This window comes from Enterococcus larvae (genome assembly GCF_017830045.1).
Classification (GTDB): Bacteria; Bacillota; Bacilli; order Lactobacillales; family Enterococcaceae; genus Enterococcus_L; species Enterococcus_L larvae.
In genome coordinates this window covers 101864-122075 of record NZ_JAEDXU010000011.1, presented here as the reverse complement: position 1 = coordinate 122075, position 20212 = coordinate 101864, and the positions used below count along the sequence as shown (strand labels likewise).

18 protein-coding genes are annotated in these 20212 nt (G+C 41.3%); 2 read left to right on the top strand and 16 right to left on the bottom strand.

Going from position 1 to position 20212, the window contains the following annotated elements; all coding sequences use genetic code 11:
• Positions 1-140 precede the first annotated feature (140 nt).
• The 4 genes from I6N96_RS17190 to I6N96_RS17175 all read right to left on the bottom strand — a co-directional run bounded on the left by I6N96_RS17190 (position 141) and on the right by I6N96_RS17175 (position 4088).
• A complete protein-coding gene (locus I6N96_RS17190) occupies positions 141-362 on the bottom strand; it encodes a hypothetical protein (protein WP_209558804.1) in 222 nt (73 codons plus the stop codon).
• Positions 363-493: 131 nt separating this feature from the next.
• Positions 494-958, bottom strand: coding sequence for a low molecular weight protein-tyrosine-phosphatase (locus I6N96_RS17185; protein ID WP_209558803.1), 465 nt, complete (start codon positions 956-958; stop codon positions 494-496).
• 335 nt (positions 959-1293) lie between these two features.
• A complete protein-coding gene (locus tag I6N96_RS17180; RefSeq protein WP_209558802.1) occupies positions 1294-2637 on the bottom strand; it encodes a 6-phospho-beta-glucosidase in 1344 nt (447 codons plus the stop codon).
• A gap of 35 nt (positions 2638-2672) precedes the next feature.
• On the bottom strand, positions 2673-4088 hold the full coding sequence (locus I6N96_RS17175; RefSeq protein WP_245187022.1) for a PTS sugar transporter subunit IIC: 1416 nt from the start codon (positions 4086-4088) through the stop codon (positions 2673-2675).
• 227 nt (positions 4089-4315) lie between these two features.
• Between I6N96_RS17175 and chbG the strand changes: the two genes are divergently transcribed.
• The gene (chbG, locus tag I6N96_RS17170; protein ID WP_209558801.1) at positions 4316-5089 is read left to right on the top strand and encodes a chitin disaccharide deacetylase; all 774 of its coding nucleotides are present in this window, start codon (positions 4316-4318) and stop codon (positions 5087-5089) included.
• A gap of 39 nt (positions 5090-5128) precedes the next feature.
• On the opposite strand, the gene I6N96_RS17165 is transcribed toward chbG, so the two are convergent.
• The 12 genes from I6N96_RS17165 to chvE all read right to left on the bottom strand — a co-directional run bounded on the left by I6N96_RS17165 (position 5129) and on the right by chvE (position 18942).
• Positions 5129-5923, bottom strand: a complete 795-nt coding sequence (locus I6N96_RS17165; RefSeq protein ID WP_209558800.1) for a MurR/RpiR family transcriptional regulator — start codon at positions 5921-5923, stop codon at positions 5129-5131.
• A gap of 264 nt (positions 5924-6187) precedes the next feature.
• Positions 6188-7894, bottom strand: a complete 1707-nt coding sequence (locus I6N96_RS17160) for an oleate hydratase (protein WP_209558799.1) — start codon at positions 7892-7894, stop codon at positions 6188-6190.
• 89 nt (positions 7895-7983) lie between these two features.
• Positions 7984-8565 carry a TetR/AcrR family transcriptional regulator gene (locus I6N96_RS17155; protein ID WP_209558798.1) on the bottom strand — a complete coding sequence of 194 codons (582 nt, stop codon included), beginning with the start codon at positions 8563-8565 and terminating at the stop codon, positions 7984-7986.
• 419 nt (positions 8566-8984) lie between these two features.
• A complete protein-coding gene (locus I6N96_RS17150) occupies positions 8985-9191 on the bottom strand; it encodes a hypothetical protein (RefSeq protein WP_209558797.1) in 207 nt (68 codons plus the stop codon).
• Between the two features lie 204 nt (positions 9192-9395).
• Positions 9396-10316 (bottom strand): helix-turn-helix domain-containing protein, encoded by a 921-nt coding sequence (locus tag I6N96_RS17145; protein WP_209558796.1) that lies wholly within the window; start codon positions 10314-10316, stop codon positions 9396-9398.
• A 209-nt stretch (positions 10317-10525) separates the two neighbouring features.
• Positions 10526-11539, bottom strand: coding sequence for a Holliday junction branch migration DNA helicase RuvB (gene ruvB, locus I6N96_RS17140; RefSeq protein WP_209558795.1), 1014 nt, complete (start codon positions 11537-11539; stop codon positions 10526-10528).
• A 16-nt stretch (positions 11540-11555) separates the two neighbouring features.
• Entirely contained in the window at positions 11556-12161 is a 606-nt protein-coding gene (gene ruvA, locus I6N96_RS17135; protein ID WP_209558794.1) for a Holliday junction branch migration protein RuvA, read from the bottom strand.
• A gap of 383 nt (positions 12162-12544) precedes the next feature.
• Complete coding sequence (locus I6N96_RS17130; RefSeq protein ID WP_209558793.1) at positions 12545-14227, bottom strand: peptide ABC transporter substrate-binding protein; 1683 nt, start codon at positions 14225-14227, stop codon at positions 12545-12547.
• Between the two features lie 437 nt (positions 14228-14664).
• Positions 14665-15003: a PTS sugar transporter subunit IIB gene (locus I6N96_RS17125; protein WP_209558792.1), complete on the bottom strand. Its 339-nt coding sequence runs from the start codon at positions 15001-15003 to the stop codon at positions 14665-14667.
• A 23-nt stretch (positions 15004-15026) separates the two neighbouring features.
• Entirely contained in the window at positions 15027-16229 is a 1203-nt protein-coding gene (mmsB, locus tag I6N96_RS17120; RefSeq protein WP_209558791.1) for a multiple monosaccharide ABC transporter permease, read from the bottom strand.
• Positions 16213-17763 (bottom strand): multiple monosaccharide ABC transporter ATP-binding protein, encoded by a 1551-nt coding sequence (gene mmsA / locus I6N96_RS17115; RefSeq protein ID WP_209558790.1) that lies wholly within the window; start codon positions 17761-17763, stop codon positions 16213-16215. The genes mmsB and mmsA overlap by 17 nt, the downstream gene beginning before the upstream one ends.
• 138 nt (positions 17764-17901) lie before the next feature.
• On the bottom strand, positions 17902-18942 hold the full coding sequence (gene chvE / locus I6N96_RS17110; RefSeq protein ID WP_430650174.1) for a multiple monosaccharide ABC transporter substrate-binding protein: 1041 nt from the start codon (positions 18940-18942) through the stop codon (positions 17902-17904).
• A 304-nt stretch (positions 18943-19246) separates the two neighbouring features.
• Here chvE and I6N96_RS17105 point away from each other — a divergent pair, with 304 nt between their 5' ends.
• Complete coding sequence (locus I6N96_RS17105; RefSeq protein WP_209558788.1) at positions 19247-20209, top strand: ABC transporter substrate-binding protein; 963 nt, start codon at positions 19247-19249, stop codon at positions 20207-20209.
• Positions 20210-20212 lie beyond the last annotated feature (3 nt).

The window sequence follows — 20212 nt, the reverse complement described above, 5'->3', positions numbered from 1 at the left end:
GCACGCTCCTTTTGATTGGGTTTAGGCACTTTAATCATACAAGGTTGTGTGCTTTTTATGTACCCCTAAATCAAAAAAAGTGGGACAATGATCAGATTTTTTTCTGACTATTGTCCCACTCTCTTTTATTTATATACGGATTAGTGTCTCTGATGACCCCTTCTTATCCTTTGGTAACTATAGCGAAGCGCTGAAAACAGCAGAACCACTGGGTAAATAACGATACAGGCACCTAGCCATTCTAGAGAATAACTTCCTGCTGCCGGCAAATGATAAGTCACTGCATACACTAACGGTAATCCTACCGAAAGCAGCATATAGTAAAGTGTCAATTCAAAAACAATGGATTTAAATGACTGCATTTTTCTACCCTCCATACGTTGATTGTCTCTGTTTTCTCTTCTACGAAAACTTACTCTTTCATTGTAAGGAGTTTTTTTCTTCAGTACATCATTCTTTAGTCTGAAATTTCAGTGGAAAATAGTCTGATTTTTTAATTGGATGCTTGAAAAACATTGAGCCAAGCGTCTGTCCCCTGATCGACCATTCGATAGGTTTGATCGAAATCTCCCGTGTAATAAGGATCTGGTACTGCTTCTCCCTCATGACCTTCAACAACAGACATAAACAGCAAAATTTCACCGTCCCAGTCTGTCGGCGCCATTCTTTTTAAATCAGCAACATTATTGTGATCCATCCCAATAATAAAATCATATGTCTGGAAATCCTGTTGAGTTACTGGAGTAGAGTACATACCATTGACAGAAATTTGATGTTTTTTCAATATTTTTTGTGTGCCGCTGTGGGGCGGATTTCCTTCCTCCCACCGACTAGTGGCTCCTGAGGCAACGAGAATCTCATTCTCCAATCCCTCTTGTGTGACCTTCTGGCGCATGACAGCTTCAGCCATCGGCGATCGACAAATATTGCCTAAACATACAAAAAGCACTTGCTTCATTTCTATCTCCCCTATCTTTTTTATTCCAGCATAGCAGATTTTCTATCTATATAGAACCTATTAAAGATTCATTACATGAAAAGTGACCGTTGCACAAAGAATACAGCAAAGGAGTTAGATGTAACTGACAGGTCTTTAACAGGATTTATTAATTGTAAAACGTTTCAGGCTGATATACGAGCTTCCTAAAGGATATAAGCGAATAAAGAACAGTGGGTAATCATTATTCCTTTAAACCACAACCTACACAAATAGTCGAGGCAGTTATTTTGCCTCGACCTGATTGCCCTATTTTATTCTGTATATTACTTTACTGTTCAATCTGGTGTATCGCTTTATTCTGCCTGATTTTCTTCAAACCATTCACTGAATTGTGGTAAATACGTTTGATTTGCCCATAGCATATCCTGTAACACCTCACGAGCCTTATCACTGTCATTCACCAGAGGGTTGATCGTCAGCGCCTTCAATGCGGCCAAATAGTTTCCTGTCACACCTGCTTCAATCACAAGCTCCTCGTATGCCTTCATCAATGAAATCTGTCCTCTGACGCTGGTTTCCAGCTTACCGACAGTAATCGGCAGCGCCCCTCGATGGGTGACTACACAATTACATTCGATTGCGGCATTATCCGGCAGTTCCGGTAGCGTACCGTTATTCCTGACATTCACATAGTGGATTTTTCCATCCCCATTATAAATGGAATCAATCAAATTAACTGCGGCCTCGCTATAATGAGCTCCGCCTCGCTCTTCCAGCTGTTTAGGCTTTACAGCCAGCTCCTCATCTTTATATAATTCAAACAATTCTTTCTCTGTCTGAGTGACGACTTCTCCTCTTGTTCCTTCTTCAGTAGCAGCGCGTTTGCAATCTGCCAACATTTTTTCTCTTGTATAGTAGTATTTCAGGTAGCCTGCCGGAACCATCCCGATTGCATCCAACACATCATCAGGAAATGAAAAATTTGGAATATTCTTCGCTGATATTTCAGAGCCATCCTTGATTTTTTCAATGACTTCTCTGCTTACGTCCTTGCCATTGACATAGATGTTTTTCCCGAAAACAAAATGATTCAGACCGGAGAACTCAACCGATACATTCGCTGCCTCTGTTTCATACAGCATCGCAATTTTATTGACGATACCGATGGGAATATTACACAAGCCAACCACCTTGATTGCGGAATGCTTCAACACTGTCTCTGTGATGATCCCTGACGGATTCGTGAAATTGATCAACCAAGCATCCGGACAGAGCTCCTCCATATCTTTACAAATATCCAGAATCACCGGAATTGTTCGCAAGGCTTTCATTGCCCCTCCTGCTCCATTCGTTTCTTGCCCGATCAAGTCGTATTTCAAAGGGATTTTTTCATCACGAATTCTTGCGGGAAGCAACCCTACACGAAATTGAGTTGTCACAAAATCTGCACCTTCTAATGCTGCTTTTCTATCTAAGGTTAAATGGATATCAATGTCTGCATTAGCCTTATCCACCATTCTTTTGGCTAATCCGCCAACGATTTCCAGCTTCTCCTTCCCTTCCTCAATGTCGACTAAATAAATTTCTTTGATAGGAAGCAAGCCATCCAGCTTCTTTTGAATGAAGCCTTCAATGATTTCCGGTGTATAGCTTGAGCCGCCACCGATCGTTACGATTTTCAATGCATCTTTAGACATTCTATTTCTCTCCTTCTATGTTCGATTAGATATACTTAAGCACCTTGTTCCTGAGGAATCTCAGTAATCATTGTGCGCGCCTCTTCCTCTTCTTGTTTTTCTGCTTCAGCGGTTTGCTGATCAAGTACTCTGAAGAATGGGTAATAAATAGCTATGTTGAAAACAATCAGTCCTAGAACAAATATACCTGCTCGGATATCCATTGTTCCCAACGCTGCGCCAATTGGTGCCGGCGTCGTCCAAGGAGTCTCCACAACGCCTTTACCTATCCAGCCAAAGTACATAAACGTGTAACCGGCTATTGCGTTAATTACTGGTACAAAGATAAACGGCAGCATCATAATTGGATTCAACACTAGCGGTGTTCCAAATATCAATGGCTCATTGATATTGAACAGGGAAGGAATGATCGATATTTTACCCAGCTGCCGCATTTGTGCAGAACGTGCTCTCAGCATTAGAATTGCTAATGCCATCGTTGAACCGCCTCCACCGATTGCAATAATATAAGACCAGAACGGCTGTGTGAAGTAATGCTGTAAAGTTTCTCCATTAGAAAAGGCAGTTGCATTCGCAATGATGTACGCACTCATGAACGGCAGACGAACGAACTGTGTGATACTGGCGCCATGCAATCCGAAAAACCAGAATAGCTGTGCCAAGAATGTAATGAGACAAATACCTGCTAACGAGTCTAAGCCAGTCATTGCCGGAGCCAGAAGCTTCATGATAAGCGCCGGAATCAGATCCCCACCTGTAAGGTTCTGAATCAGCAAGCTCACGCCATAGAAAAGGCCCGTACAAAGAAATAATGGCAAGATTGCATCAAATGACGCTGCAATTGCCGGCGGAACGCCATCCGGCAGCTTAAAACGAATATTCTTTTCATTCAAAAAGCGCATGATTTCCACACAAACGATACTAACAATAATAGCGGTAAAAATCCCTTTTGCATCTAGATACTGCATGGGCAGACTTAGCAGGCCCAGCGTACTAAATTCCTCTGATGACATATTTTCAACAAGCTTATCCAAGGGAACACCTGAGAACGCTGGTGAGGTTACCAGTAAAAATGTCACAGTAGATACGATTGAAGCATCTAATGCAGGAATTTCATACTCCTCTGCTAAATTGTGGGCAATCGAGAAAGCAATGAACAGTCCCATTAATCCCATACTCATCATGAACGGCAGCTTCAACGCATAGGCATTTGCCTGCGCCCAGTCATACCATGCGGATAAAAACCCTGTAAATATATTCTTCTGAGTCATCTGCTCCGGATTGAACGGTGGTGTTGCAACAATTAAGCTCACTCCACCTAAAATGGAGAGGGGGATCGAGGAAACCATTCCGTTTCTCAATGCAGTCAAATGTCGTTGAGCGGCAAGCTTGTTGGCAATAGGCAGCAAGCTTTTTTCAGCAAGCTGATTGAACTTATCCATAATACTCATTTTTTCATCTCCTTCATTTTTTCGATATGAACAAATATTTCTGTTCAAAAAACAGCAACGGCCTTTTCGTTTTTCCCTTTTCCGTTACCCAGAGTATAGCGCTTCCAACTCTGCTGAAATCAAAATTTCCATGATTTGGAAATCTTTTCCAACTATTAAAAATATTGCCGGTCCACGAGAGAAAGTGGATATATTGTAATTAATTGATCAACGAAAGGAGTAGAAAAATGAAATTAATCATCAACGCGGATGACTTCGGTCTAAGCAACGGACAAAATTACGGAATCATCGATTGCTTCAGAAACGGTGTTGTTGCAGCTGCCACTCTTCTTAGTACAGGCGCAGCCTTTGACCATGCCTGTGGACTGGCAAAAAAGTTCCCGGAACTGGATATCGGTGTTCACCTCTCATTAGATCTGGGCACTCCCCTTTCAGCCGGCCACACTATTCCCAGTCTGCTTGATACTGACGGTAAATTCCGCCGCTATAATCTGGAAGATAACTATATAGAGGTTCAGCCTGAGGAAGTTTATACAGAATGGCGAACCCAGATAGAAAAGGTTTATGCCTCAGGTCTGACACCTAGCCATATAGATTCCCATCATCATATCCATATGATGATAAATATCTTTCCAATCTATCTTCAATTAGCCAGAGAATTTCAGCTGGCTATCCGTTTCCATCCCAGAAAATGGGATGAACAGCAGATCCGCCAAGCATTGCCGCTGCTTGATGGTTTAGCACATGCGGATCATTTCTTGAACACGTTCTATGGAACAACTATCACACCTGATTTTTTTACAGATCTGCAGTTGAAAAAGGACTTTACTTATGAAATGATGTGTCATCCCGCTTATCTGGATCAGTGGATCATGGGAAACAGCAGCTATAACATTCAGCGCTCAATTGAAGCCGAAACCCTACAGTTGTCCCAAACATCTGATATCATCCAGCAGCGCGGTATTGAGCTTATCAATTTCAACCAGCTGAACTCCCTATAGGCGACTACAAAAAAACATCTTAAGAATGAGCAAAGCTCATCACTTAAGATGTTTTTCATTTTTATTTTTTTGCATATATACTTCCAAAGCCAAAATTCCTTTGATCGCTTCGAAAGCATAGGGATACGCAGTAAATCCTTCTTGCTCATCATAGTAAACAAACTGATCAATGTACTTGTTTGTACGAAATCCTCGATTCGCTGTGATCATGACAATTTTAGGTCGGTTACTTTGGCTTAATTGAAGATCATGGATCAAAAAGCGTTTCAGATGACTCCCACCTCTGGAAAACAGCAGAATCAACGTTTCGCTGTCCGCTTCCTCAATGTATTCCAACTGCTCCTGAAATCTGGTTCTGGTGTCCATGACAATACCGCTTGTCAGAAGATCTGTCTGTAAGTTTAAGACCACACTCTGAGAGTGGAGAGACCCGAAGGCCGCTACCTTGGAAAAGGTCAAAATATCCCTAGCCAGCTGCTGCAGCTCTTGCGCCTGTATACTTTTTTTAAGCAACTGCAGATTTTCAATGATTCCATCGATATAAGAATCCTTCAATGCTTCTTCACGGCAGCCCTGATAGGCAAACTTCTCTCTGCCAATATCAGTCCATTGAAAAAATTGATGCTTCAATTCATTAAAATCACGAAATCCTATTTTTCGACAAAACCGAGAAATACTGGAATTCGAAACAAAACAGGCCTTCGCAAGCTGCGAGATATTGTACTGGTGTATCTCCTTCAAATTACTCAAAATGAACCGGGAAATTCTATAATCATTCGTTCCTACCGGCTCACTATTCAATGTCGCCAACAAAATAATCACCATATTAAACATTTGCTGTCCTCCTAATGAGTGGTTCCTTACGATTCGCAGTTCCTCAATCTATCAAAAAAACAATACCTGCTGCGAGACAGCCGTATTATTGATTTATCCCTATTCCCCTCATTACTACCATATCATCTCTCTTCATTCTGTCAAGAAAAGCTCCAGCTTCCATGCTGGAATTGTTAGATTTCAGCAAAAAAACGACCTGCAGCACATCATACCGCAGATCGTTTTACTATTTCATCTATGAGCAATCATCCGCTCAGTCATGCATTAACGGAACATCGTGTGTGTTGCTTTTGCAAGAACCTTCGGATTTCTATTATGTGCCGTCACCGGAATCACTTCCTTGTCAACATTGAACAGCTTGTAAACAGCGGTCCGAGCTGCACGAATCGAATACTCTTCTGTAAAGACCATGTCTTTTGGTATCTCAACAAATTGGCTGACCATCGCAAAGTTCGTACTTCTATCTGGTACAACCTTCGGACGATCTGACATCTTTCTAGGCTGAAACTGCGCATCGATATACGGCATGTATACTGGAATCACATTAACGATATCCTTCTCGATTTCATCCCAATCATCCTGCCAGCCCATCTGAGAAACCCATTCATAAAGAATCTCTTCTCCTGTACACTCTCTCATTGTTTTCTTGACATAATCTCCTATTTTATCGGTAAAGATACCATAACCCCAGAAAATCGTCGTATTCGCAGCCTGATTACCAAAGTGAGGCTGAGCTGCAACAACCGTACTCATCAGCCAGCTTGAATCCTTCAAGGTCATCAATGCACCTGAACCTGGAATATTTCCGGAAAATGCTTCGATGCGTTTCAACAAGCTGTTTCCTCTACAGGTAACTGTGAAGCTTTGCCAATTGGTCTCCTGCTCGTTCCCAAAGAACGGCTCAGGATTCCCTAATCCTGGCTTCTTCGTCGCAATATTTCTCCACAGCTGTGCAGAACGCGGCATTTCAGTTGTTTCCGGCGCAGGCGTGCCCCAGCTTCCTTCGGTTGTACAATCCGTCATGGTTCCATTGGTCATCATCACGACATCATTATCTCCCAATGCCAGACTCGATCCATCCTTCAATACCAACTCTGTCACAGTGATTTTCGATCCCGGCTTAAAGACTAAGTCAACAACATCCATATTCAATGTAAAATCGACACCTTGCTTTTCCAAATGATCTTTCAATGGAAGAATCAAGCTCTCGTATTGGTTCAGCGGTGTTCTCGTCACCCCTTCCAATGTGTTGATTCTTGAAAATTCCAGGATCATTCGATTCATATAACGGCGAAGCTCAAACAAACTGCTCCACTTTTGGAAGGCAAACGTCGTCTGCCACATATACCAAAAATTCGTTTCAAAAAAGCCCGGTCGGAACCAGTCCTTTATCTTCAATCCATCCAGCTTTTCTTCCGGTAGTGCCAAAAGCTTAGTCATAGCAATCCGATCTTCATTACTGAAGCCCATTGTATACGTATCAACAATTTCTTGGTTTTTCGTGACTAATCGTGCCTGAGAATGTGTCGGATGCAGATTATCAAAATTCAATATTTCTTCAGTGACACTGTGATTCGGCCATTTAAGAGATGGGATGCTGCCAAAAAGCTCCCAAAGATTCTCAAAGGTTTCCTCATTTAGCATACGACCACCGCGAGCAACAAATCCTTGCTCATTCGTTCCTGTCCCGTCATTACTGCCGCCAAGAATATGACGTCCTTCAATCACGTGAATATTTTTTCCGTCAACATGCGCGTCACGAATCAAGTAAGCTGCCGCTGCCAGCATCCCAATTCCTCCGCCGATCAAATAGATATGTTGTTCCTTCAATTTCCGTTTTCCATGAAGCATCTGATTATTTCCAGTTTTTTTCTCTGTCTTGTTCTCTGTTTTTTCTGTGTGCACTTTTTTAGCAAGATACATTGCTCCTAATGCACCCATGATCGCTAAAGCTGCATTTCTCTTTTTCATAAAACACCATCCTATCAATAAGATAGGTATATATTACATTATTTCTTTATAAAAGTCTCTCTTTTTTTTCTTTTAGAAAAAATAATCAATCAAAAAACCGAATCATCAATATCTTGCTGATAAATTCGATAAGAAAAAAATTCGATATCTTTTGCCAACCGAAAAAGCTGTGTAGCAATCGTCAACGGTGTTTCCTGATAACCAGCCAGAATCCAATTCAGCAGCACGCCGCTGCAGCCGTAGGATAAAAAGCGGGCATAAAATTCCTTGTCTTCCGGTAAGAGTTCTTTGTCTGCATCCATCTCCTCGAACAAAGCAAATAACAGCTTCTTGGTTACAGCAGAAAAATCATTCTGGAGAATATCCGGGCAGGCCTTGACTGTATTGAAGAAAAAATCCTTCTCTTCGATAATCGCCTTCAGCATTTTCAATGCCTGCTCTTCCCAATTATCAATATTGACATCCTCTGTGTTCAAGTAAATAAATGCATCCTGCTGATAAATCCAGCGCAGCAAATCGAATTTATCTGAAAAGTGATAGTAAAATGTCTGCCGATTCAGACCGGCTTCTTTTGTAATATCCTGAACACTGATTTTATCAAATGCTTTTGTCTGGCTCAGCTTGATCAATGCCAGTGCAATCGTTCTTTTTGTTGCTGAAGATCCGCCCATCTATCTTCCTCCTCTATCAGAGATCTATCCTTTATCTTAAAACAGTTATTTTCTTGTATTATACTATACTGGCTTCGAGAGTTACATTCTGGATAAACTTTGGCAACAAAAATGGAAGGCTTCTCTCAACTTTTTTGTTTATGCTGTAGGCAAAGAACACTAATTCAACATTTGGTGTCGTCTCATTATAAAAATCAAGACAGAAAAAAGGACACCCTAGCTAAAAGTGTCCTCTTCTCCTCTATTATTTAACCAGACCCAATTAAGAACAATCTATCATTGCCCTATCTCTTTTATTATCGATAAATAGCACTTTATTGATTATTTACCGATAAGAAAAGAGGCATCCAACCACAACTAACACCATCTCCCCTTTCAAAACAAGTTGTTTATTAGAAAAATCGAACCATCTTTGATTGTTAGACAATCTCGGATATTTCAACTTTATCAACAATATCGCTGCTTAAGGAAAGAATTTTTTTTTCCCATTTCTTTAGCATGATGATCTTGAACAGCTCACCATTTAAAACTACCTTCAACAATTTTTCATTTTCCTCTTCATTATGGATGACAAGGTTTTGAATGGTTATTTGCTTGGTTTCTATAGAATACTCTACCTTATCCAACCGTTCTCCTCCTTTAATAAGCCACCCAATGTGCTCCTAATTTAATTAGAATTAGTAAACTGAATAGAACACGCATCTATACTGCCTCCTCTGCATTCATAGGTTTATTTAACATGAGTACAGTATAGATAATTACTAGATTATTCAACAGGACATAAATGTCCTGTAAAAAAAATCCAGACTATTTTAAGTCCAGATTTTCTCTTAATTCTGATAGTCGTTTTTGAATTTTTCCAAATCAATTTCCCATTCTTCTAAAATCTTTCCACTTAAAAATGAATCTCCGAACAACTTAGCACATTGTGCTCCATCTACATATTTCTGTTTTGCTTTTTCTACATCTTTTTGAGAGAAAAGCCAATATTTCCCTTCACACATATCAATAGCTGGCTTCTTTTGAAAATCTTGACTTATCTGCATGATAACATTTGAAACCTTGACAGCGTCTATCAATTTATTATAGTTATCGTATTCCATAAAAACGCTAATAGCTATCAACAAAAGTTTATTGAGTAAAAATAATTCAATATCTACAGAATAGTCTATCTGCTCTATTACTTTATTGAACAGAGACATAAACAATTCTTCATCATAATCTTTAAAATGAATACAGTGAAAATATAGTTCGATAATTAATAGGTCGTTAATAGAATACTCAGTTTTATTAATAATTTGAGAAAAGTAATCGCTAAGAATCCCTTCACCGAAATCAGCATTTTCTGCCAGATGAACATCCATCGTTGCTTGTTGCACATCAATCGCTAATTGTTCTTCTTCTGGTAAATTATCATAGTAGTTCTCATAAATTTCATCAAAATATTTTTCTCTTAGAGTCAATCTTTCCTCTTCGTTATAAGTAGCTACTTTATATAACTTATACTTCAACTGTAGATATCGTTTCGGCAATTCAATATGTTCTTCATCAATCAAGTGATGGATCGGTATGGCTAGGCGTTGTGAAATAAATGTCAATTTAGGCAATGTCGGTAGAGACTGTCCCGCTTCGATTCTCGTTAACTGTCTTACTGTCAGTTCAAGTTCATCGTCACAGAAATCTTCTCTAGTCAAACCCTTCTTTTCTCTAAGCAATCTGACTTTCTTCCCTAACTCGGCTTTTATATCCATAACTATCCTCCCCTGTTCCCTTTTTTCTTTATTGTATCTCTATTCACAAACATTAAGCAACAGCTATCTGGCAATTTACGTATAAATTAGCAATTTTTATGCAAACGTCATGAAGCCATCATCAGATTTAAAAGACTACTTAACATTTTTGTAATAAACCTGCCATTTTCCAATCAAATAACATATGTTTTTTATGAATTATGATAGAATCATTCTCGATCAAAGTAAGGGAAGTTGAAATGCTCATAGGCTCTTGCCGTCGCGATCCTGCCTCGAGGAGTCCGTTTGATAAAGCCTCTCTGGATCAAATAAGGCTCATACATATCCTCTACTGTTTCAGTCTCTTCTCCGATATTGACAGATAGCGTACTTAATCCAACCGGACCGCCTCCATATAGCTCAATCAACGTTCGCAGCAGCTTCTGATCAACATAATCCAGCCCTTGATTATCCACCTGTAGTAATGTCAGCGCTTGATCGGCAACAGACTTATTGATTACGCCATCTGACTGTACCTGTGCAAAGTCTCTTACCCGTTTCAACAGCCGATTAGCGATTCGCGGCGTCCCACGTGAACGTCTGGCGATTTCAAAAGCTCCTTCTTCTACAATTTCTGTTTGAAAGATATCTGCTGAACGAAGAACGATTTCCTTAAGATCCTGATCTTCATAGTATTCCATGTGAGACACGATCCCAAAGCGATCCCGTAAAGGGGCTGAAAGCATCCCTGCTCTAGTTGTTGCACCAATTAGGGTAAATGGCGGTAAAGGGAAATGAACTGGATGTGCCGTTGTTCCTTGACCTACCATGATATCTACAAAGAAATCCTCCATCGCTGAATACAGCATCTCTTCCACCACTCGAGGCAAGCGATGAACTTCATCGATAAATAGAACATCTCCCGGCTCCAACTCATTCAAGATTGCAACCAAATCACCAGGTCGCTCAATAGCCGGCCCGCTGGTGGTACGAATATTCACTGCCATTTCATTAGCGATGACCATTGCCATGGTCGTTTTCCCAAGTCCCGGTGGTCCATAAAGTAGTGTATGATCCAATGATTCCTGCCGTCTCTTCGCCGCTTCAATATAGATGCTCAATTCCTGCTTTACTTTATGCTGACCAATGTAGTGCTTCAATAATTTGGGACGCAAGGAGACTTCCAAAATCTCTTCCTGCTCGTTCCCTTCTGCTGAAAGCAGACGCTCTTCTTCGTTGTTCATTTGTCTGCCTCCTCCTTTAGCGCTTCATCATCAGCTTCAAGGCTGTTCGTAAATATTCATCCGTCTGTGCCGGTTCCAGTTCTTCCAGCTTCGGCGTGACTTTCTTGATTTCTTTGTCACTGTACCCCAATGCTCCTAGTGCTTCCAGGGCCTCTGTCAACGCTTGATTATTACTTGATGGTACTGATTGTGCCATTGCCGCTACCGCGGATTCCGAACGTTCAAGATCCCCTAATTTCCCTTTCAGGTCAAGAACCATCTGTTGTGCCGTTTTCTTCCCAACTCCCGGGAATTTCGTCAGATAAGCCGCATCTTCGCTTTCGATTGCGTTGATTAGCCCACCGTGATCTTCTGAGGCCATGATTGCCAACGCACTCTTAGGACCGATGCCGGAAACACTGATCAATTTCAAAAATAATTGCTTTTCTTCCAGATCGCCAAAGCCGTAAAGTACATGTGCGTCCTCGCGAATCACTTGATGCAGATACACCATAACTGCTTCCGTCTTTCCCGAATATCGGTAAGGATTACCGACAGAAATTTGATACCCAATACCATTTGTTTCTAAAACGATATAGTAAGGGCTGATATATGTAATTGTTCCAATGATATACTCGTACATGCTGTCTCCTCTTTGTCTTTTACTAGATATTTTCGCAGAATTATTGAAAAAATCATCGCTGCTTTTCATACCTGAATTGTCTATAGTTTATCATAAAGAGAGGCAAAGCAATAGCTTCTAACGTACGAACATCAGTTTTCTTAGCAATTCTTTAGAGTATGAAAATAAAGGACTAGGAACATCAGCCATATTGCCAACATTCCCAGTCCTTAAATACAATTGAGCAAAGTTTATACCTAAATACCGCAACTTTACTATTGTAAACTCCCCAACTTCTACGAGAATAACTTCTGTAAAACCACTCTCCAAAGCTGAGTTGACATCTATCGAAAGAATATAACACTGCACTCACTTAATCATTGAAAGAACCATTGGCATTTCAATTATTCTTCAATGTACGTCCATTTGTAGTCATATTGTGCACCAGCTGCGTGAGCAACTACACCTTTGACTTTTGAACTGCGCATATGTGCTTCTGATTTTTGGTACATAGGAATCACACCCATGTCATCCATCAATAGCTTCTCAGCTGCAACCATGTCATCCCAACGAGCTTCAGGATCAGCTGCATGAGTTGTGTTGGAAGCTTCGATCAGCTTGTCGTATTCTTTATTAGAGTAACGTCCTCTGTTATATGAGTTTCCTGTTACAAACAGGTCCAGGAAGCTGCTTGGATCAGCATAGTCGGCACCCCAGCCGCCCATGATTGCTTCGAAGTTCCCGCTGTTCCCTCTATCCAAACGTACAGAGAATGGTACAGGTGTTACCGTTACATTGATACCATCTAATGTGTCATTCAATGCGCCTTGAATATATTCCGTCAATTTCTTCGTTGAATCGGTATCATCATGCACGATATCCATATCAAATGTTTCGATACCCAATTCTTTCTTCGCTTTCTCCCAATACTCTTTTGCTTTGTCAGCATCATAAGTCAGAACAGTCTTATTCTCTTCTGAGAAGTCTGTATTATCTGTTGGAGAGAATGAAAGTTCTGAAGGTACTAAACCTTGTGAAACGATTGAGCCATCTCCTAAGATACTGTTGACCAATGCATCTCTATCAATTGCATAAGAAATTGCTTTACGCAGGTTTTCATTATGATATGGAGAGTCTGCATCACGCTGATTCAACTCCATGTAAACCGTACGACCATCTTTTTGGCTGACAAATTCTGGATCGTTCGCCATTTGTTGAGCCAGCTCACCATTAAGGATCACGTCATCCGCCTGACCATCTTGGAATAGGTTCAATGATGTCGGTGCTTCTTTTACCACGTCAACATTGATCTTATCCAGTTGGACAGTATCTTTGTCCCAATACTCCTCATTCTTCGTGTAAGACCATTGTGTATCTGTTCCTGGTCCATCAAAGTCCGTTAAAGTAAATGGTCCGTTATAGATTGCATTGTCGCTTGATGTTGCATATTCTTTGCCGTGTTCTTCCACAACTGACTGTTTTTGCGGGAAGAATGATGGGAATGCCAACAGGTAATCAAAATACGGCGTTGGTTTTTCCAGTGTGATTTCCAGTTCATGATCGCTCACTGCTTTGATCCCTAATTCTGACGCATCTTTTTCTCCGGCACTGACTGCTGCTCCGTTTTTAACTAATTCGAACAGGTATGCATATTCTGCCGCTGTCTCAGGGTTTGCTGTACGCTGCCAGCCATAAACATAGTCATCTGCAACAACAGGATCACCATTCGACCATTTTGCATCTTCACGCAACTTGATTGTATACGTTAAATTATCGTCGCTGATTTCAGCCATTTCAGCAGCTCCTGCTGCTTGAGGTTTGCTGTTCTCATCTAAACGATATAGACCTTCATAAACATTGTTCAACGCTGAAAAGCTGATTGTGTCTGTCGCTAAGGACAAATCCGCACTTGGCATTTCCTGTTGAACGACTACTCTAAATAATTGCTCCCCAGAAGCATTCTTTGAGTCTGAACCACCACTTGTACTTGATGAATCTGAGCTTCCTCCTGTTGATCCACATGCTGCTAGAACCAGCGTAGACAACAAAACGATACTGGTAAATTTCTTCACGCTATTCCTTTTCATCTTCTTCTCTCCAATGCTTCATATTTTTCTCTTTGTTTTCTAATTTTTAGAATATTCTTATAATACTAAAAAATAGGAAGCAGTGCAATCATTTTTTCTCGATAGAAAGAAAAAAGATTGTTTTTCTTAGAAGCAAACAGCTGCATAGCTTTAGACAATCTGTGATTAAATAATTATTAAAACCCTGTAGCCATCTTCTTTCTGTCTCATTTCGTTCATGTTTTTTATTTATGTTTTATGCCTAAATAAGCAAATAAAAAAATAAGTGAACAAAAGTCGTTTTCACAACTTTTGTCCACTAAGAGCATTGGATGACTGCAGAGTCTGTTAAATAAAAACTCTGAGGGGCTATCAGCCAATAGCAAAACTCTTCATTTTTAATTACGTGCCTCTTCTCTGAAAATGAGAAGTTCTCACAAAGGCCGTTTTGACTTTCCTCACGATCCTTGCAACAGCTGCAAGCTCTCCTTCAATACGGCTTCTCCATCTAAGGTTTCATAATCCTCTTTTGAAATCAGCTTGTAAGGTACTGCTTTATAGTTTAGAAAATCCTTCAATCGATTGACTTCATATTTGGATTGCGGTCCAATCAGCAACGCATCCACAGCCTGTGTCTGAATAATTTGCTCAGCAACGATAGCCGGAGCAGAATAGACATGAACATCTACACCTTGTTCATCTGCCGCCTGCTGTACATTTCTTACCAAAAGCCCTGTAGTGATCCCTGCTGTACAGATCAACAGGATCGTTTTTTGTGCTTCATTCTCGTTAGCCATTGCCTCTGTCCTTTCTTCCGTCTTTAAGAAATCTTTTTCTTCTTATTGTAGATATCCAGAACAACCGCCAGCAACAGGATCAAGCCTTTGATCGCCTGCTGCCAGTCAACCCCGATACCCAGAATCGACATCCCGTTATTCAGTACACCCATGACCAGACCACCGACAATCGCACCCATGATTGTTCCGATACCACCGGAAGTAGACGCACCGCCAAAGTAAACAGCTGCCATCGCATCCAGCTCCATTGACGTCCCAGCCTGTGGAGTTGCTGCATTTAGACGAGCAGCAAGAATCAATCCAGCCAAAGCTGCCATCGCACTCATATTGACAAACACCCAGAAGGTGATTTTTTTCGTTTTGATCCCAGATAGTTCGGCTGCTTTCTTGTTGCCGCCTGTCGCATAGATTTGACGACCGGCTACCGTTTTATTCGTCAGGAATCCATACACAGAAACGATGACACCCAAAATAATCAGGATGATCGGATACCCTTGATAGGCAGCAAATATGTAGGTCACGCCGACCACGATAATACCAGTAAAGATCGCTTTAATGAAGAACGCATTCATGGATTCTACTTCAAACAAATTCTTTTTACGACGTTCTCGTGTTCGCCACTGTCCCAATATCAACACTGCTGCAATGATTACACCAATGATCATCGAAAGGAAATGAAGATGTTCACCACCCGCTATATCCGGCAGATATCCAGTGGAAATTTTTTGAAAGGCGCTTGGAAACGGCGCTAGTGACTGCCCACCCAAAACAACCTGAGTCAAACCTCTGAACATCAGCAAACCCGACAGAGTAACAATAAACGCCGGAATCCCTACATAGGCAACCCAGAACCCTTGCCATGCACCAATCAGGGCACCGATACCGATACAAATCGGCACTGCCAGCCATGGATTCATTCCGTTATTTACCATCAGCATGCCGGCAATTGCACCGACAAACGCCATCACTGAACCAACCGACAAATCTACATGTCCCAACAGTACAACCAGCAGCATGCCAGCCGCCAGAACTAAAATATGACTATTTTGCAACACCAGATTGGTGATATTCAACGGTCGCCAGAAGATACCATCTGTCATTATTTGAAACGCAATCAACAGCACGACTAAAATGATTACCATACTATAGCGGCTGAAGATGTCCATTGCTTTATCTTTTAAGTTAAATCCTTTTTTCTCTTTTCCCAATTTATCTGTATTTTCCATATTCGCTCACACCCTCTTCTTCCATGGTCATCAAGTTCATCAATACCTCTTGATTGGCATCTTCTCTCATCACTTCTCCTGTGATCCGACCTTCATTCATCGTATAGATCCGATCACACATTCCAAGTATCTCCGGCAGCTCTGAGGAAATGATACAGATACTTTTTCCAGAAGCCGCCATTTCTTCAATGATTGTGTAAATTTCATATTTCGCACCAACATCGATTCCTCGCGTCGGTTCATCTAAGAAAAGAATATCCGGCTCAGTCATCAGCCACTTTGCCAGAACGACCTTCTGTTGATTTCCTCCACTGAGGCTGCCGACATTTTGGAAAACAGAGCTGGTTTTCGTCCGCATTTTTTTGCGGTATTTCTCTGCTGCCAAGACTTCTTTTTCCTTATCGATGACGCCGCTGCGGCTGATTTTCCCCAGACTGGCAATCGTTGTATTCTCACAGATATCCATTAAAAGATTCAGCCCTAATGCTTTTCGGTCCTCAGAAACATACGATAAGCCATTTTTAATAGCTGCCGGGACATCCTTCACAGATATTTCTTTTCCTTCTTTATAGACTTTTCCGCTGATGTTGCTTCCATAGGAATGACCAAACACACTCATCGCGAATTCTGTCCGTCCCGCACCCATCAAACCAGCAATACCAATGATTTCTCCCTTTCGAATCTTAATATTGACATTGTTGTTCATGATACGATTGCTATCAATCGAATGATGGACCATCCAGTCCTTCACTTCAAAATAAACCTCGCCGATGTTTGGGTGTCGATCCGGATAACGGTTTGTTAAATCACGCCCAACCATTCCTTTGATGATTCGTTCCTCGTTGATATCCTCGTTCTCCAACGTTTCGATTGTTTGACCATCCCGCAGGATCGTGATTCGGTCAGCAACCGTTACGATCTCATTCAGCTTATGGGAAATAATGATCGATGTGATCCCCTGCGCTTTAAATTCTTTGATCAGCTCCAATAGATTCGCACTTTCTTCTTCATTCAACGCTGCAGTCGGTTCATCTAAAATCAGTAATCGAACAGACTTGGAAAAGGCCTTAGCGATTTCCACAAGCTGCTGATGTCCAACCCCAATTTGTGAAACCAACGTATTCGGATCGATCTTCAATCCAACTGTTTTTAGTAAATTATCCGTCTTTTTCTCTGTCATATCCCAATCAATAATGCCGTGCTTTGCTTGCTCATTGCCTAAAAATATATTTTCTTTTATGGATAAATAGGGACTTAACGCTAATTCTTGATGAATAATAACAATTCCTTTATTTTCACTGTCACGTAAATCTTTGAATTTACAGAGTTCTCCGTCATAGATGATCTCACCCTCATAGCTTCCATAAGGATACAATCCGCTGAGAACGTTCATCAATGTCGATTTTCCCGCGCCATTTTCACCGCATAATGCATGAATCTCACCGCGTTCGATATTAAGATTGACATTATCGAGTGCTCGGACACCGGAAAATTCTTTGATGATATTCTTCATTTCCAGAATATGATCTGCCATCATTCCCATCCTTTCTTTTCATTTTTTAAGAGGTTGTGCCAGAAGTGCTGCGCTCTGAATAAAAGGCGACCAAAAGTCAGATGTCTCGGAAAGCTTCCGAATCCCATTGACTTTTGGCTCAACCTCTACCTTTACATGCTAGTTTTTCAACTCAGCTTCTGTGTAGTAATCTGTATCGATCAACTCTTCTTTGTAGTTGTCGATATCAACAGAAACCGGATTTGCCAAATACGTCGGAACGACTTTCACGCCGTTGTCATAGGTTTCCGTATCATTGACAGGAACATCTTCGTCTTTGTTGATGGCTTCAATCATTTCGATCGTGTTTTTCGCAAGAATACGAGTGTCTTTAAAAATAGTCTGCGTCTGTTCTCCGGCAATGATTGATTTCACACCGGCAACGGTCGCATCCTGACCTGTGATCACTGGTAATGGTTTATCCGTAGAACCATAGCCTACCCCTTTAAGAGAAGAAATGATTCCCAGACTGATTGGATCATATGGAGAAAGTACTGCATCCAATGTTTTGTCGGTATAATTCGCACTTAACAGATTATCCATCCGAGCCTGAGCCGTAGAACCATCCCAGCGCAAGGTTGCGATTTGGTTGAAGCTTGTCTGACCAGAAGGGACTTTCAGTTGATCGCTATCCAGATAAGGCTGGAAGACAGACATCACACCATTGAAGTTGATCAGCGCATTGTTATCATCCGGCGAACCGCCAAACAACTCGATGTTGAACGGACCTTCGCCGTCTTTCAAGCCCAGCTTGTCTTCAATATAGGAAGCCTGCAGGACACCTACGCCAAAATTGTCAAAGGTTGCATAATAATCAACATACTCGGAATTCATCAGTAGACGATCGTAGGCAATCACCTTGATATCTTCATTGTGAGCTTTTTCCAGAACATCTGTTAACGCTGATCCGTCAATTGAAGCGATAACCAATGTATCTACACCCTTCGTGATCATGTTCTCGATCTGAGCTACTTGGTTTTCTACCTTATCCTCCCCATATTGAAGGTCTGTTTTATACCCAAGCTTTTCAAGCTCATCGACCATGTTGTTGCCGTCAGCGATCCAGCGTTCCGCTGATTTAGTCGGCATTGCGATTCCAACATACCCTTTGTCGCTGCTCCCTGCAGAATCAGAGCCTCCGCTACAAGCTGTTAATATCATTCCTCCAGCCAATAACAATGCAGTGAGTGCCGCAGCTTTCTTAAATCCAACTTTCATCTTTATCCCTCCAGAATTTATAATTGCTTTACACTCAGAAGTATAGCCTTTAAAGACACCGCTTACATTAAATGTTTTTCATCTTTTCTGGAAATTCTTTTTGCTCGCTCCTGCACAAAAGATCTTTTCTAGGAATTCTTTTGATTCTCTTGATTTTTTTTCGTTTCCAACAAAGCAGCACCTTAAACAGGCAATAATTTGGTAAAATGAAGATAAGAAAACGCTTTATATAGAAAGAGGGAGGACTATGAAAAAATTACTGGCTGTTCTTTTTCCATTGCTGTTTCTTTTAAGTGCCTGTACAGCAGCTGCCGATGTAGAAGAAGAGAAAAGCTTGGTCATCGGCTTTTCCCAATCCGGAACAGAAAGTAAGTGGCGCAAAAGACATACAGACTCCATCAAGAATGAACTGGAAAAGGAAAATCAGGTACTGTATCGAAACGGCTACATGAGTCAGGAACGGCAAATTCAAGATATTCGTACCTTTATTGCCTACAAGGTGGACTTGATCGTATTCACTCCTTTGCAAGAGGATGGCTGGGAGCTCATATTGAAAGAAGCCAAGCAGGCTGAAATTCCTGTTATTGTCGTTGATCGCCATATCAGCGTCAGCGATCAAAGTCTCTATATCACACATATCGGTCCCAGCTTCAAAGCAGAAGGGAATCGCGGCGGTTTATATGTAACCAACTATTTTTCTGACAGCCCAAAAGAAGAAATCAATATTTTGGAGCTTGCCGGACTGACAGATACCTCACCGACGACCTTACGGACCGAAGGCTTTCAAGAAACGATTTCCCGTGATCCCCGCATGAAGGTAGTGGATACCTTATCCGGAGATTATGTCCGGATGAAGGGCAAGGAACAAATGGAGGCATACATCAAAACCCATGACCTATCTAAAATCGACGTGCTTTACAGCCATAATGACGAAATGACACATGGTGCTCTTGAAGCACTTGAAGAGACGGACATTATTCCAGGAAAAGATCTCGTGATTGTCACGATCGATGCACAAGAGGATATGATCAAAAAGCTCCGGGCCGGAGTCGTCAACTGTGTGGTGGAATGCAACCCGAATGCCGGCTGGTTTGTTGCTAATGCCATTAATCGATATTTTGACGGAAAAGATTTGTCCCATGAAATCTACATGCCGGAAACTGTTTTTTCTGAATCAAATCTGGATACGATCCCTACCAGAAACTATTGAAGG

Coding starts and splice junctions, on each gene's coding strand:
- I6N96_RS17190 (WP_209558804.1), bottom strand. CDS start 362: ATGCAGTCATTTAAATCCATTGTTTTTGAATTGACACTTTACTATATG.
- I6N96_RS17185 (WP_209558803.1), bottom strand. CDS start 958: ATGAAGCAAGTGCTTTTTGTATGTTTAGGCAATATTTGTCGATCGCCG.
- I6N96_RS17180 (WP_209558802.1), bottom strand. CDS start 2,637: ATGTCTAAAGATGCATTGAAAATCGTAACGATCGGTGGCGGCTCAAGC.
- I6N96_RS17175 (WP_245187022.1), bottom strand. CDS start 4,088: ATGAGTATTATGGATAAGTTCAATCAGCTTGCTGAAAAAAGCTTGCTG.
- chbG (WP_209558801.1), top strand. CDS start 4,316: ATGAAATTAATCATCAACGCGGATGACTTCGGTCTAAGCAACGGACAA.
- I6N96_RS17165 (WP_209558800.1), bottom strand. CDS start 5,923: ATGTTTAATATGGTGATTATTTTGTTGGCGACATTGAATAGTGAGCCG.
- I6N96_RS17160 (WP_209558799.1), bottom strand. CDS start 7,894: ATGAAAAAGAGAAATGCAGCTTTAGCGATCATGGGTGCATTAGGAGCA.
- I6N96_RS17155 (WP_209558798.1), bottom strand. CDS start 8,565: ATGGGCGGATCTTCAGCAACAAAAAGAACGATTGCACTGGCATTGATC.
- I6N96_RS17145 (WP_209558796.1), bottom strand. CDS start 10,316: ATGGATATAAAAGCCGAGTTAGGGAAGAAAGTCAGATTGCTTAGAGAA.
- ruvB (WP_209558795.1), bottom strand. CDS start 11,539: ATGAACAACGAAGAAGAGCGTCTGCTTTCAGCAGAAGGGAACGAGCAG.
- ruvA (WP_209558794.1), bottom strand. CDS start 12,161: ATGTACGAGTATATCATTGGAACAATTACATATATCAGCCCTTACTAT.
- I6N96_RS17130 (WP_209558793.1), bottom strand. CDS start 14,227: ATGAAAAGGAATAGCGTGAAGAAATTTACCAGTATCGTTTTGTTGTCT.
- I6N96_RS17125 (WP_209558792.1), bottom strand. CDS start 15,003: ATGGCTAACGAGAATGAAGCACAAAAAACGATCCTGTTGATCTGTACA.
- mmsB (WP_209558791.1), bottom strand. CDS start 16,229: ATGGAAAATACAGATAAATTGGGAAAAGAGAAAAAAGGATTTAACTTA.
- mmsA (WP_209558790.1), bottom strand. CDS start 17,763: ATGGCAGATCATATTCTGGAAATGAAGAATATCATCAAAGAATTTTCC.
- chvE (WP_430650174.1), bottom strand. CDS start 18,942: ATGATATTAACAGCTTGTAGCGGAGGCTCTGATTCTGCAGGGAGCAGC.
- I6N96_RS17105 (WP_209558788.1), top strand. CDS start 19,247: ATGAAAAAATTACTGGCTGTTCTTTTTCCATTGCTGTTTCTTTTAAGT.